The sequence below is a fragment of the uncultured Intestinimonas sp. genome (assembly GCF_944387725.1).
GTDB lineage: Bacteria > Bacillota > Clostridia > Oscillospirales > Oscillospiraceae > Intestinimonas.
In genome coordinates, this window is record NZ_CALXGA010000064.1 from 1 (window position 1) to 12,347 (window position 12,347).

General features: G+C 64.4%; 13 protein-coding genes and 2 tRNA genes. 2 read left to right on the forward strand and 13 right to left on the reverse strand.

The window, feature by feature from the left end:
* Nucleotides 1–154 precede the first annotated feature (154 nt).
* The 13 genes from Q0K09_RS08770 to rpoN form a co-directional block, all read right to left on the reverse strand.
* Nucleotides 155–1,075: a pseudouridine-5'-phosphate glycosidase gene (locus Q0K09_RS08770; RefSeq protein ID WP_294475368.1), complete on the reverse strand. Its 921-nt coding sequence runs from the start codon at nucleotides 1,073–1,075 to the stop codon at nucleotides 155–157.
* A gap of 57 nt (nucleotides 1,076–1,132) precedes the next feature.
* Nucleotides 1,133–2,215 carry a PfkB family carbohydrate kinase gene (locus tag Q0K09_RS08775; RefSeq protein ID WP_294475370.1) on the reverse strand — a complete coding sequence of 361 codons (1,083 nt, stop codon included), beginning with the start codon at nucleotides 2,213–2,215 and terminating at the stop codon, nucleotides 1,133–1,135.
* Nucleotides 2,216–2,583: 368 nt separating this feature from the next.
* Nucleotides 2,584–2,841 (reverse strand): Txe/YoeB family addiction module toxin, encoded by a 258-nt coding sequence (locus Q0K09_RS08780; protein ID WP_294475376.1) that lies wholly within the window; start codon nucleotides 2,839–2,841, stop codon nucleotides 2,584–2,586.
* Nucleotides 2,842–2,859: 18 nt separating this feature from the next.
* A complete protein-coding gene (locus Q0K09_RS08785; RefSeq protein ID WP_365931941.1) occupies nucleotides 2,860–3,075 on the reverse strand; it encodes a type II toxin-antitoxin system RelB/DinJ family antitoxin in 216 nt (71 codons plus the stop codon).
* A gap of 35 nt (nucleotides 3,076–3,110) precedes the next feature.
* Nucleotides 3,111–4,379, reverse strand: coding sequence for an ATP-binding protein (locus Q0K09_RS08790; protein ID WP_294475380.1), 1,269 nt, complete (start codon nucleotides 4,377–4,379; stop codon nucleotides 3,111–3,113).
* A 32-nt stretch (nucleotides 4,380–4,411) separates the two neighbouring features.
* Nucleotides 4,412–5,080 (reverse strand): response regulator transcription factor, encoded by a 669-nt coding sequence (locus tag Q0K09_RS08795; protein ID WP_294475382.1) that lies wholly within the window; start codon nucleotides 5,078–5,080, stop codon nucleotides 4,412–4,414.
* 51 nt (nucleotides 5,081–5,131) lie between these two features.
* A complete protein-coding gene (gene phoU, locus Q0K09_RS08800; RefSeq protein ID WP_294475385.1) occupies nucleotides 5,132–5,770 on the reverse strand; it encodes a phosphate signaling complex protein PhoU in 639 nt (212 codons plus the stop codon).
* Nucleotides 5,771–5,772: 2 nt separating this feature from the next.
* Nucleotides 5,773–6,540, reverse strand: coding sequence for a phosphate ABC transporter ATP-binding protein PstB (pstB, locus tag Q0K09_RS08805; protein ID WP_294475386.1), 768 nt, complete (start codon nucleotides 6,538–6,540; stop codon nucleotides 5,773–5,775).
* Nucleotides 6,541–6,577: 37 nt separating this feature from the next.
* Nucleotides 6,578–7,435 carry a phosphate ABC transporter permease PstA gene (gene pstA, locus Q0K09_RS08810; protein WP_294475390.1) on the reverse strand — a complete coding sequence of 286 codons (858 nt, stop codon included), beginning with the start codon at nucleotides 7,433–7,435 and terminating at the stop codon, nucleotides 6,578–6,580.
* An 11-nt stretch (nucleotides 7,436–7,446) separates the two neighbouring features.
* Nucleotides 7,447–8,286 carry a phosphate ABC transporter permease subunit PstC gene (gene pstC / locus Q0K09_RS08815; RefSeq protein WP_294475403.1) on the reverse strand — a complete coding sequence of 280 codons (840 nt, stop codon included), beginning with the start codon at nucleotides 8,284–8,286 and terminating at the stop codon, nucleotides 7,447–7,449.
* Between the two features lie 198 nt (nucleotides 8,287–8,484).
* Nucleotides 8,485–9,366: a phosphate ABC transporter substrate-binding protein gene (locus Q0K09_RS08820; RefSeq protein ID WP_294475394.1), complete on the reverse strand. Its 882-nt coding sequence runs from the start codon at nucleotides 9,364–9,366 to the stop codon at nucleotides 8,485–8,487.
* Nucleotides 9,367–9,584: 218 nt separating this feature from the next.
* Nucleotides 9,585–10,238 (reverse strand): HAD family hydrolase, encoded by a 654-nt coding sequence (locus tag Q0K09_RS08825; RefSeq protein WP_294475398.1) that lies wholly within the window; start codon nucleotides 10,236–10,238, stop codon nucleotides 9,585–9,587.
* A gap of 17 nt (nucleotides 10,239–10,255) precedes the next feature.
* On the reverse strand, nucleotides 10,256–11,632 hold the full coding sequence (rpoN, locus tag Q0K09_RS08830) for an RNA polymerase factor sigma-54 (protein WP_294475401.1): 1,377 nt from the start codon (nucleotides 11,630–11,632) through the stop codon (nucleotides 10,256–10,258).
* Nucleotides 11,633–11,932: 300 nt separating this feature from the next.
* Between rpoN and Q0K09_RS08835 the strand changes: the two genes are divergently transcribed.
* Nucleotides 11,933–12,008, forward strand: a tRNA-Thr gene (locus tag Q0K09_RS08835).
* A gap of 74 nt (nucleotides 12,009–12,082) precedes the next feature.
* Nucleotides 12,083–12,167, forward strand: a tRNA-Tyr gene (locus tag Q0K09_RS08840).
* Nucleotides 12,168–12,347 lie beyond the last annotated feature (180 nt).

Genomic DNA, 12,347 nt, shown 5'->3' on the forward strand with positions numbered 1-12,347 from the left:
TTTTTCGCAGGAATCCTGGCGGATTTCAAGGAAAAATTGCGCCGTCCAGGGGACAAAAGACCCGCCGGTTGGGCATGCTGCCATGTTTCAAACAAGCCCTAGGATGCCGGGAACAGTCCGCTCTGTCGATTCCGGCGGCGCGTTCGCCGGGCGCTTACAGCTTCGCCAGCTCGGCGGCGGTCTGAGCGGCCAGCCGGGCGTTGTTGAAGACCAGCTGGATGTTGGAGTCCAGGCTGTCCCCGCCGGTGAGGTCCTTCACCTTGGCCAGCAGGAAGGGGGTGGTCTCCTTGCCGTGGATGCCCTGGGCCTGCGCCTGGGCCACGGCCTCGTCGATGGCCTTGTTGATGACCTCGGGGGCCATGGAGGACTCCTCGGGGATGGGGTTGGTCACCAGCATCCCGCCCCGGAGGCCCAGCTCCAGGCTGGCGTGGAAGGCGGCGGCCAGCCCGGCGGGGGTGTCGATCTCGTAGTCCACAGCAAAGCCGCTCTTCCGGGTGTAGAAGGCGGGCAGCTCCCTGGTGCCGTAGCCGATGACGGGGACGCCGTGGGTCTCCAGGTATTCCAGGGTCAGCCCCAGGTCCAGAATGGACTTGGCCCCGGCGCAGACCACCATCACCGGGGTCTGAGAGAGCTCCTCCAGGTCGGCGGAGATGTCCATGGTGGTCTCGGCCCCCCGGTGGACGCCGCCGATGCCCCCGGTGGCGAAGACCTGGATGCCGGCCATGTGGGCGATCATCATGGTGGTGGTGACGGTGGTGGCCCCGTCCTCTCCCCGGGCGCACAGCACCGCCAGGTCACGGCGGCTGGCCTTGGCCACGTCGTGGCCTTTCTTGCCCAGGTACTCAATCTCCTCCGGGGTGAGGCCGGCCTTCAGACGGCCCCCCAGGATGGCGATGGTGGCGGGGACCGCCCCGTTCTCCCGGACGATGGACTCCACCTTCAGGGCGGTCTCCACGTTCTGGGGATAGGGCATTCCGTGGGAGATGATGGTGGACTCCAGGGCCACCACGGGCCTGCCCTCCGCGACGGCCTGGGCCACCTCGGGGGCGGCGTCGAGATAGTGGTTGTACGGCATGATGAAAACCTCCTGTAAAATTTGATTTCAATATGACGGATGGGAAATGGTAGGGCGTCACAGTCCCGCTCGGGCCCGGAGGGCGGGGATGCTGAGGGCGGGGTTGATGGTCTCCTCCCCCTCCATGGCGATGGCCGAGGCGGCCAGACCCGCCCGGGCGGCCTCCTCCAGGCCCAGGCCCTCCAGCCAGCCCCAGGCCAGGGCGGCCATGAAGGCGTCGCCGCAGCCGGTGGTGTTCACCATCCGGGCCGGGCCGCAGGGGACCTTGCGGCGGCCCCCCAGGTGGTCGGCGGCGTAGACCCCCTCTCCCCCCAGGCTGATAAAGACACGGTGGAGGCCGGTGGCGAGGAGGGCGTCGGCGGCGGCGGCAAGGCTCCTGTCGTCGGTGATGGCGACGCCGGAGAGGAGCTCAGCCTCCAGGCGGTTGGGCTTGAGGGTGTGGAGCTTCCCCAGCACCGGCTTCACCTTCCCCGCCTTGGCGGTGGAGACCGGGTCCACGAAGACCGGGGCCTTGCAGTGCTCGGCCACCCATTGGAGGGTCTCCGGCGGGATGTTGGTGTCGCAGACCACCAGTCGGGCGTTGTCCAGGAGGGGCTCCTTGGCGGCGAGGTACTGGGGGGTCAGGTGGCGGTAAATCTCCATGTCGGACACCGCCAGGGCCATGTCTCCCCCCTCGTCGGTGAGAAAGAGATAGGTAGAGGTGGCCCCCCCGGGCACCCGGAGGGAGGGGGCCAGGTCGATGCCCAGCTCGATGCAGGAGGTGGTGATCCGCTGGGCGCTGGGGTCCTCCCCCAGGGCAGTGAGGAAGCGCACATCCAGGCCCAGCAGGGCCATGTTGTGGGCGATGTTCCGGCCCACCCCGCCCAGGCTGGTCCGCACCCGGCCGGGGTTGGAGTCCCGCCCCACCAGAGGGGCGAAGGGGGTGCCGCCGATGTCCAGGTTCACCGCCCCCACCACCACCACATAGGGGGCCGTGCGGATGATGTAGCCCTTCCCGGCGATGTACCCCTTCTTCATCAGGTTGGAGATGTGGACCGCCGCCGAGGAGCGGGTGATGCCCGCCTTGCCGGCCAGCTCCTGCTGGGAGATCATGGGATTTTCCTGAATCCACTGGAGAATCTGGGCCTCCCGCTGGGTCATGGGACTACCTCCTAATCAAATCTTTACAGAATAATCATGTGCTTATCATACCGCATTTTAGGAAAATGTCAAGGGGTTTTCCGGCGGTTTCGTCCTGGCCGGCCGCTTCTTTCCTCTGCGGGCATAAAAAGAGCAGCCGTTTTCAGACGGAAAACGGCTGCTCCCAGACTGTCAAAAAAGCCTCGCAGAGTTCGCGCCCGCAGGCGCGAATCAAGTGAAATCTGTTTTCTCCGGCGACATGCGCGCCGGAGAAAACACTTCTCGGCCCACAAGTGTGCCCAAAGGGTGCGCGCAGTGGGACGCAGCCCCTGCCAAAAAGTGGCCCCCGCCACTTTTTGGACACGCTGAAGAGGGCGGTTTCCCGCCCTCTAATTGTAGTGGCTCCGGCAAGCGATAATGTGGAGGATAACGTCCTCTACATAGTAGACAATGCGGTTGGCATCGTCAATTCTCCGGATCCACAGCCCGATTAGGTTCTCTTTTGGTGGTTCTGGCTTCCCAGTCCCCTCAAAAGGGCTCCGCTGAATATCCCGAATGAGGCCATTGACGCGCTTGAGCGTCTTTTTGTCCTGTGTCTGCCAGTAGAGATAGTCGTTCCAGCCCCGATCCTCCCACAATAGCTTCATTCATCTGCCTCGATCAAGTCATGCTCGGCAAAGTGGGCTTTCCCCTCTTTGACATCTTGCATAATTCTCTCCAGATAGCGGATAACTCTCTGAATAGAAGGGGTCGGCAGAGACTTCGAACGGAATGCGATGCTCCCGGCTGACCTTCTTGGCGAAGATGGTAAATGCCGGTGTCATGGACATGCCCATATCCGCGCATACCTGTTCCATTTTTGCCTTCAGGTCCTCATCCATAAGGCCGGACGCTGTGCTTGGGGCAAAGGGCCCATCTACGCCCCGCTGTCCGCCGGGAGCTCCACTGTGAAGGCAGTGCCCCGGCCGGGGGCGCTCTCCAGGCGGATGCGTCCGCCGTAGAGGAGGACGATGTGCTTGACAATGGCCAGCCCCAGACCGGTGCCGCCGGTCTTCCGGTCCCGGCCCTTGTCCACCCGGTAGAACCGCTCAAAGACCCGCTCCTGGCTCTCCGGGGGGATGCCGATGCCGGTGTCCTTCACGGTGATGACGGCCCAGCCGTCCTTTTTCTTCACGGCGACGTCCACCCGGCCCCCGGGCCGGTTGTACTTGACGCCGTTCTCCATGAGGTTGAGGAAAAGCTCCCGCAGGCGGCCGGGACTCACCGGCGCCTGGACCTTCTCTCCGGAGACCCGGAGGGCCACCTGGGCATCCCGGGCCGCCTGCTCCAGATAAGACCCGGCCTCCCGGGCCGCCTCCAGCACATCGGCGTGCTCGTCTGGCTGGGGCATGGCCACCGACTCCAGCTCGGAGATCTTCAGCACGTCGTTGATGAGCTCAATGAGCCGGTCCACCTCCACCCCAATCATGGTGATGAAGCGCTTTTGGTCCTCGGGGTCCTTCACCATGCCGGAGGAGAGCATGTCGGTGAAGCCCTTGATGCTGGTGAGGGGGGTCTTGAGCTCGTGGGAGACGTTGGCGGCGAACTCGCTGCGGACGGTCTGGAGCTTCTCCCCGGCCTCCTCCAGGGCCTCCCGCCGCTCCTCCAGGGGCTGTGCGGTCTTGTCGGCCAGCTTTCGGGCCAGCAGGCGCATGAGCGCCAGGGCCGCCGCCGCCGCCGCCAGAAAGCCCGCCAGGCCCCGGAGCGCCAGGGCGTTGACCGAGGAGATGGCCATGGAGATGCGCCCCACATTGCCGTCGCTGAACCGCTTAGCCTCATAGAGGAGGGTCTCCCCGGTGGTCTCGCTCTCCCGCTGGGCCTCCCCCCAGCCGGTCTCCAGGGCCTGCTGGAACTCGGGGCGGTCGGCGTGGTTTTCCTCCACCTCCCCGTAGGTGTCGGCCAGGACGGCGCCGTCGGGGGCGATGATGGTCAGCCGCTTGTCGGGGGCGGCCCGCCGGAGCTGATCCGTCCAGCCCTCCGGGTCGGTGTCATAGGCCTGGGCGTCCATCAGGGAGAGCAGCTCCGAGAGGGTCTGCCGGGCGTAGGCCACCTCCCGCTCCCGGTAGCTCCACACCCCGAAGGCGCTGGAGAGAGCGATGCCCAGGGCCGCAATGAGAAAGAAATAGGTGGTCAGTCGTTTTTTCATGGACGCGGGGCCCTCCTTCTGCGCGGATTGGGTCAGGGCATTTTGTAGCCCACGCCTCGGACGGTCTGGATGTACCCCTCCCCCAGCTTCTGCCGGAGGGTCTTGACGTGCATGTCCACGGTACGGGTCTCCCCCGCGAAGTTGTAGTCCCACACCGCCTGGAGGATGTCGTCCCGGGTGAGCACCGTCCCCCGCCGGGCGCACAGCAGCCGCAGCAGCTCAAACTCCTTGTAGGTCAGCTCCACCGGCACGCCGTTTTTCCGCACCTCCCGGGCGGCGGGGTCGATCTCCAGGTCGCCGCAGGTGAGCACCGCCCCCGGCCGGGGCCGGCCGGCCCGGCGGAGCAGGGCCTTCACCCGGGCCTGGAGCTCCATGATGCCGAAGGGCTTGACCACATAGTCGTCGGCCCCGGTCTCCAGGCCCTTGACCTTGTCAATCTCCGAGGTGCGGGCGGTGAGCATCAGCACCGGCACCTCGGCGTACTTTGGGCCGGCGCGCAGGCGGCGGAGAATCTCCAGGCCGTCCATGCCCGGGAGCATAATGTCCAGAATAAAGAGGGCGGGGTCCATGTCCCCTCCCTCCCGGAAATAGGCCTCCCCGGAGTCGAAGCAGCCCACCTCGTAGCCCACCGAGCGGAAGTAGTAGCGCAGCATCTCCCGGATGCTCTCGTCGTCCTCCACGATGACAATGGTCTCAGCCATGGAACAGATGCCTCCTTGAAAGGGTCTCGGGGCGGGATGGGCCCGCCGGGCTCACAGCTCTCCTGTGACGCAAAAAATGGCCCACTGGGCGATGTTGACGGCGTGGTCCGCGATGCGCTCCAGGTATTTGGCGATGATGATGAAGTCGATGGAGCTGTCGGCCTCGTCCTTGTTCTCGGCCACCTCCTCGATGAGCTCCCGCTTGACCTGGCTGAAGAGGTCGTCCACCTCGTCGTCCAGGTTAACCACGGCGTGGGCGGTCTCCACATCCCGGCCGGTGTAGGCCGAGATGGCCTGCTTGACCATGAGCCCCGCCTTGCAGGACATGATGCCGATGTCCTGGGGGACCTTCACCACCCCCTGGCGAGAGAGGAGGAGGGAGATCTCGGCGATGTTGGCGGCCTGGTCTCCGATGCGCTGGAGGTCGGTGACCATCTTCATGGCCGCAGAGATGGCCCGCAGGTCCCGGGCCACGGGCTGCTGCCGCAGCAGAAGCTGGAGGCAGCGGTTTTCGATGTCCCGCTCCATCTGGTCCATGGACGAGGTCATCTCAATGGCGGCCTTGGCGGCGGCCTCGTCGTCGCTGGACAGGCTCTCGGTCACCACGTCGATGGCGTCCTGGGCCGTCCGGGCCATGGCGGTGAGCTCCTCGTTGAGCTCCAGGAGCTCGGCGTCAAAGGTCTTTCGCATGATTATCCAAACCTCCCCGTGATGTAGTCCTCGGTGCGGCGGTCCCTGGGCACGGAGAACATCTGATCCGTGTCCCCGTACTCGATGAGCTCGCCCAGCAAAAAGAAGGCGCACTTGTCGGAGATGCGGGTGGCCTGCTGCATGTTGTGGGTCACAATCACTATTGTATAGGAATTTTTCAAATCTTCAATGAGTTCTTCGATTTTTGACGTGGAAATTGGGTCTAGGGCAGAGGTGGCCTCGTCCATCAGCAGCACGTCTGGCTCCACGGCCAGGGCCCGGGCGATGCAGACCCGCTGCTGCTGGCCGCCGGAGAGGCTCAGGGCGGATTTCCGCAGCCGGTCCTTCACCTCGTCCCAGATGGCGGCCCCCCGGAGGGACTTCTCCACAATCTCGTCCAGCTTGGCCTTATTGCGGATTCCGTGGGTCCGGGGGCCGTAGGCGATGTTATCGTAGATGGACATGGGGAAGGGGTTGGGCTTCTGGAAGACCATACCGATCTGCTTGCGCAGCCAGGTTACATCCACCTCGGGGGAGTAGATCTCCTGGCCCCGGTAGCGGACGCTGCCCTTGATGGTGACCCCGGGCACCAGGTCGTTCATGCGGTCCAGGGTCTTGAGGAAGGTGGACTTGCCGCAGCCCGAGGGGCCGATGAGGGCGGTGACCTTCCTCTCCGGGATATCGATGTCCACGTTCCGCAGTGCCTGAGCGCTGCCGTACCAGAGCTCCAGCCCCTTGGCGGTGATAACGGGCGTCTCGTGTGTGTCCATAGTCAGCGTTCTCCTTTTCCGTCTGGTCCGGTGGGGATCAGTTCTTTTTCAGCTTGGCGCCCAGGAATTTGGCAGAGAGGTTGATGAGGAGGGTGAGGATCATCAAAATGGAGGCGATGGCAAAGCCCACCTCAATCTCGCCCCGCTCCATGCTGTACATGTAGAGGGCCACGGTGAGGCTCCCCCCAGAGGACTCCAGGGCCTGGAGGAGGTTCCGGGACAGGATGCCGGCGCTGCCCGCAGTGTAGAGGAGGGCGGCCGACTCCCCCACAATGCGGCCGATGGAGAGGATGCACCCGGTAACGATGCCGTCCACCGAGCAGGGGAGGACCACCGTGCGGACCATGTGCCATTTGCCGCTGCCCAGGCCCAGGGAGGCCTCCCGGTAGGACTGGGGCACCGTCTTCAACGACTCCTGGGTGGTGCGGACGATGGTGGGCAGGGTCATAATCACCAGGGTCAGGATGCCCGCCCGGATGGAGCTGCCCCAGCCCAGGGCCAGGCAGAAGAAGAGCATACCCACCAGGCCGTAGAGGATGGAGGGAATGCCGGTGAGGGTCTCGGTAGCGAACTCGATGACCTCCACCACCCGCTTGTTCCGGGCGTACTCGGTGAGGTAGATGGCCGCCCCCACCCCCAAGGGCAGCACAAGGAGGAGGGTGCCGAAGATCAGCAGCAGGGTGCTGAGGATGTTGGGGAGGATGCCGATGGTGTCGTTGCGGAAGCTCTCCTGGGTGGAGAGGAGCTGCCAGGTGACGTTGGGCAGGCCCCGGTAGAAGATATAGCCGATGAGGAGCACCAGCAGGGCGCAGGTCAGCAGGGCGCAGAAGTAGAGGAGGGCCCGGAGGACGCGGTCATAGGCCACCCGCCCGGCGGATTTTTTCTCTGGTCTCATGCCGCCACCTCCTAGCCTTCCTTCCGGCTCTTCTTGAGCAGGACGTTCAAAGCGACGTTGATGATCATGATGAAGAGGAAGAGCACCAGGGCGATGGAGAAGAGGGCCTGCCGCTGGAGGCCGGAGGAGTAGGACATCTCGGAGGCGATGGCGGTGGTGAGGAAGCGCACCGACGCAAAGAGGGAGGGCATGTTGGCCACGTTGCCGGCCACCATCATGATGGCCATGGCCTCGCCGATGGCCCGGCCGATGCCCAGCACCACGGCGGCGGCGATGCCGCTGGAGGCGGCGGGGGCGGAGACCCGGAAATAGGTCTCGATCTCAGTGGCCCCCAGGGCCAGGCTGGCCTCCTCGTACTCCTTGGGCACGGCGTTGAGGGCGGTCTCGGACACGCTGATGATGGAGGGGAGGATCATCACCGCCAGCACCACAATGGCGGCCAGGAGGCAGGCGCCGGAGGCCAGATCAAAGGCCACCCGCACCGCCGGCACCAGCACCGTCATGCCGATGAGGCCGTAGACCACCGAGGGAATGCCGGCCAGCAGGTCCACCGCCGTGCGGATGACCCCGGCCGTCTTCTTTCCGGAAATTTTGGAGAGGAACATGGCGGTCATGAAGCCCACGGGGACCCCCACCACAATGGCCCCGGCGGTGCCGTAGACCGAGGTGAGGATGAAGGGCAGGATGCCGAAGGCCGGGTCCTTGGCAGTGGAGGCCCACCGCTCCCCGAAGAGGAAGTCGATGAGGCCGATCTCCCGGATGGCGGGGAGGCCGGATACGATGAGATAGATGGAGATGAAGAGCACAAAGGCCACGGCCACGGCGCCGCAGAGGAAAAAGATGGCGTTCATGAGCAGCTCCAGCCGCTCGCGAAAGCCCTTTTTCTTGACCCCGGGCCGGGCGGCCTGGGCAGGACTGGATTGGGAGGACATAGGTGCGCCCCTTTCTTTCAATTCTGGTTGGGCATGGCGGCGCTCCCAAGCCGGAGCAGGGCCGGCTTGGGAGCGGGAGGTTTCGGGCGAGCGGGGAAATCGGTCCGGGCCGTCCGTTTATCCGGCGGAGGCGGGCACCACGCCGGCGTCCACAAAGAGCTGGCCGTTGGCGGGGTCCAGGGCGAAGTCCACGAAGGCCTGGGCGGCCTGGCTGAGGGGCTCGCCGGTGCGGGTGGCGAAGACGAAGGGGCGCTGAATGGCGTAGCTGCCGTCCAGGACGGTCTCCTCGGTGCAGGCCACGGCCTCGGAGCCCTCGTCGGCCTTGACGGCCACGGCGGAGACATTGCCGGCGCCCTCCACGGCGGAGAGGGAGGCGTAGCCGATGGCGCCGGGGGTGGTGGCCACGGCGGTGATGACGGCGCCGGTGGAGGTCAGCTCCTGGGTGTAGACACAGGCGTCCTCGGTGCCGGTGATCTCCTCAAAAGCCCCCCGGGTGCCGGAGCCGGCTTCCCGGCCCACAAAGGCGATCTCGGCGTCGGCGCCCCCCACCTGGCTCCAGTTGGTAATGGCGCCGGTGGCGATCTGGGCAATCTGGTCCAGGGTCAGCTCAGCGACGGTGTTCTCAGGGTTGACAATGACGGCGATTCCGTCCCTGGCCACCACGATTTCGGTGAGACCGCCGGCGATCTCGTCCTCGGTGAGGGCCCGGGAGGACAGGCCGATGTCGCAGTTGCCGGCGGCGGCCTGCTCGATGCCGGTGCCGGAGCCGGTGGGGTCGTAGGTCACGGTGATGCCGGGCTCCACCTCCCGGAATGCCTCGATGAGGGTGCCCATCACCTCCTCCATGGAGGTGGAGCCGTTGGTGGCCACAGATCCGGTGAGCCCGCCGCCGGAGGGGTTTTCAGCGGGGGTGGTCCCCTGGGCGTTTCCGCCGGAGCAGCCGGCAAACAGGCCCGCGCACAGGGCCAGGGAGAGCAGCATGGCAAGCGTCTTTTTCATAGTACCTTTCTTCTCCAATCCGTTTATAGGTTTCCATCTGCTTAGGTTTCCTTGGAACGGTTCTCAGTATACCGGGCCTTTGTAAAGTCCGCTTCCGGGGATTTGTAAAGTCTGTGTAAAGATATTCTGCCCCCAAATGGGCAAAAAAAGCCGCCTCCCGGCAGAACAGAGAGGCAGCGTGCTGTAATTTTACAGTTTATGTAAAGAACTAAAGGGCGTCAGAGACCCAGCCAGGCTTGAAGCTCCGACAGCCCGGGGGCCACCAGAACTTTTGGATAGTCCAAAAAAGCCTCCGCCGGGGTGGCGCCGTTGAGAACGGCGCAGAAGTCCGTCCCGGCCCGCCGGGCCGTCTGGGCGTCGATGACGGTGTCCCCGCAGTAGAGGGCCTCCTCCGGGGCCAGGGCCAGCTGGTCCAGAACCCACAGCACCCCCTCCGGGTCGGGCTTGTGCCGGGAGACCCGGTCGCCCCCCACCACATAGGCAAAGCAGACCCGCAGCCCCTTGGCCTCCAGCACCTCCTCCAGGGACTCGGTGTTCTTGTTGCTCACCACCGCCAGAGCGGCTCCGGCGTCCCTCAGGGCCTCCAGCAGCGCCCGGGCCCCGGGGCAGAGGGCCACTACCCCCCGGGCCTGCAAATCCCGGGCCACGGGGTGAAAGAGGGCGTAGAACCGCGCCCGGTTTTCCGGCGCAGAGTCCCCGGTGAGCTGGGTGTAGGCGTCCTGCACCGGCAGGCCCACCGTCCGCCGCACCGCCTCCAGCTCCGGCTCCGGGCGGCCCATGGCGGTGAAGGCGTGGCAGAACCCGGCATAGATGGCCTCGGTGGCGTCCCCCAGGGTGTAGTCAAAGTCAAATAGTACGGCCTTGTAGCGCAAAACCGGCTTCCTCCTTGTTACGCGTACTGTCTCCGCCCGGTGGTGCTGGGGATGTTCAGCTCATCCCGGTACTTGGCCACCGTGCGGCGGGAGAGGGTGCAGCCCTCCCGCTCCATGAGCTCGCAGAGCTTCTGGTCGGAGAGGGGCCTGCGCTTGTCCTCCCCGGCGATGAGTTTTTTCAGCAGGGCCTTGGCGGCGTCGGAGGAGACGGTCTCCCCATGGGCTCCCAAGGCGTTCCCCAGGCTCCGGGAGAAGAAGTAGCTCAGGGGGTAGACTCCGCTGGCGCACTGGAGGTATTTGTCCTTTACCGTGCGGCTGACGGTGGACTCGTGGACCCCTACCCGCTGGGCCACGTCGGCCAGGGACATGGGCCGCAGGTGCCCCGGCCCCCGCCGGAAGAAGTCCTCCTGGAGCTCCAGAATGTGCTGGGCGCACTGGAGGAGGGTGGATCGGCGCTGCTCGATGCTGTGAACCACCCACTTGGCCTGGCGGACCTTGTCGGCGAGGTAATCCTTGACCTCCTTGTCCTCGCTGTCCCGGAGCATCCGGCAGTAGTAGGAACTGATGTGGAGGCTGGGGAAGTAGTAGTCGTTGATGAGCAGCTCGAAGTGGTCGGGAAAGTTGACCACAAAGAGGTCGGGGTTGATGTAGATGAGGTTCTCCCGGGCGGCAAAGCCGCTGCCGGGCCGGGGGTTCAGGCTGCGGATGACGTCGCAGGCGGCGTGGACCTCCTCCTGGGGGACCCCCAGGGCCTTGGCAATGCAGCCGTATCGGTTCTTGCTCAGGGGGTCTAAGTAGCCCTCGGCGATTTTCAGGGCCAGTGCGCTGTCCTCCTTCCGGCGGCGGAGCTGGAGCACCAGGCACTCTGAGAGGCTCCGGGCCCCCACCCCGGCGGGCTCCAGGGTCTGGACCACCGCCAGGGCCTCCTCCAGCAGCTCCAGGGGGAGGTCCCACTCGGCGGCCAGCGCGGAGAGGTCCTCGTCCAGCCAGCCGTTCTGATTCAGAGACTCCACCAGGAGCTTTCCCGCCGTCATCACTGCGGGCTCCAGATCCATGAGCTCCAGCTGGGAGAGGATATAGAGATAGAGGTTCTCCTCGGCCTCGTCGGCGTTGCCGTAGTTGGAGATGGGGTCCCGCCCGTCTTCCTCGCTGTCCTGCTGGTGGTAGGCCCGGTTCTGGCTGTCGGTGGACTCCAGCCACTCCAGCTTCCGCCGCAGCACCGCAGTCTGGTCCTGGCCGGTGTAGACGTCCTCCATCTCCAGCACCGGGTTTTCCTGCGCCTGATTTTCGATGTACTCCAGCAGCTCCTGGGAGCCCATTTGCAAAATCTCCATCGACTGCATCATCTGCGGCGACAGAGTCTGCGCCTGTTTCATCGACATCTTCAGTTCCAAAGGTCTCGGCCCTCGCTTTCTCCCGTTCCCAATCGGTGGAATTTTCTCTCGCCAGTAGTATAGCAAATTTTTGCGCAAAAGACAATCCGCTCTTTTGCTTCCGCTGTATACTCGGGCATACGCCGGCTGTTCCGAAATTTTCCTTGTATCGCGCCCCCGGTTCCGGGCAGACTGAAGCCCAGGAACCCACTCCCGCCGGCCTCCTGAAAAAAGTCTGTTATTTTCCATTTTTCTGGTTGACAAATCCCCGCGGTTCTGTTAGAATGAACGTCGCTGCGGACGAGCATGAACGTCCGATGCGCTGGTGTAGCTCAGCTGGTAGAGCAGCTGATTTGTAATCAGCAGGTCGGGGGTTCGAATCCGTCCACCAGCTCCATTTTCAGAAGAAGCCCACTTTCTTCCGCTTTCGGCTAAAGCGCTAGGCGCTTTTGTGGGTCCCCAATTTCATATGGAGGAGTTCCCGAGTGGCCAAAGGGGGCAGACTGTAAATCTGTTGCGCTTCGCTTCGGTGGTTCGAATCCACCCTCCTCCACCAAAAAACGTCCTGCTTTCCGGCAGGACGTTTTTTGCTTGAGACCCTTGCATCCCAAGCGATGCAGGGGTTTTTTGCATGTCATCCAAACGCAAAGAGACACATGCTAGGGCTTGTTTGAAAAATCAGGAGACTTGTACTAAAGCAACAAAATAGCAATGGCGGCAAGGTAAACGAAGGCTA

What these genes read in the sequence shown, in the direction of transcription:
- Q0K09_RS08770 (WP_294475368.1), bottom strand. Translation starts at nt 1,075, where the DNA reads ATGCCGTACAACCACTATCTCGACGCCGCCCCCGAGGTGGCCCAGGCC.
- Q0K09_RS08775 (WP_294475370.1), bottom strand. Translation starts at nt 2,215, where the DNA reads ATGACCCAGCGGGAGGCCCAGATTCTCCAGTGGATTCAGGAAAATCCC.
- Q0K09_RS08780 (WP_294475376.1), bottom strand. Translation starts at nt 2,841, where the DNA reads ATGAAGCTATTGTGGGAGGATCGGGGCTGGAACGACTATCTCTACTGG.
- Q0K09_RS08785 (WP_365931941.1), bottom strand. Translation starts at nt 3,075, where the DNA reads ATGGATGAGGACCTGAAGGCAAAAATGGAACAGGTATGCGCGGATATG.
- Q0K09_RS08790 (WP_294475380.1), bottom strand. Translation starts at nt 4,379, where the DNA reads ATGAAAAAACGACTGACCACCTATTTCTTTCTCATTGCGGCCCTGGGC.
- Q0K09_RS08795 (WP_294475382.1), bottom strand. Translation starts at nt 5,080, where the DNA reads ATGGCTGAGACCATTGTCATCGTGGAGGACGACGAGAGCATCCGGGAG.
- phoU (WP_294475385.1), bottom strand. Translation starts at nt 5,770, where the DNA reads ATGCGAAAGACCTTTGACGCCGAGCTCCTGGAGCTCAACGAGGAGCTC.
- pstB (WP_294475386.1), bottom strand. Translation starts at nt 6,540, where the DNA reads ATGGACACACACGAGACGCCCGTTATCACCGCCAAGGGGCTGGAGCTC.
- pstA (WP_294475390.1), bottom strand. Translation starts at nt 7,435, where the DNA reads ATGAGACCAGAGAAAAAATCCGCCGGGCGGGTGGCCTATGACCGCGTC.
- pstC (WP_294475403.1), bottom strand. Translation starts at nt 8,286, where the DNA reads ATGAACGCCATCTTTTTCCTCTGCGGCGCCGTGGCCGTGGCCTTTGTG.
- Q0K09_RS08820 (WP_294475394.1), bottom strand. Translation starts at nt 9,366, where the DNA reads ATGAAAAAGACGCTTGCCATGCTGCTCTCCCTGGCCCTGTGCGCGGGC.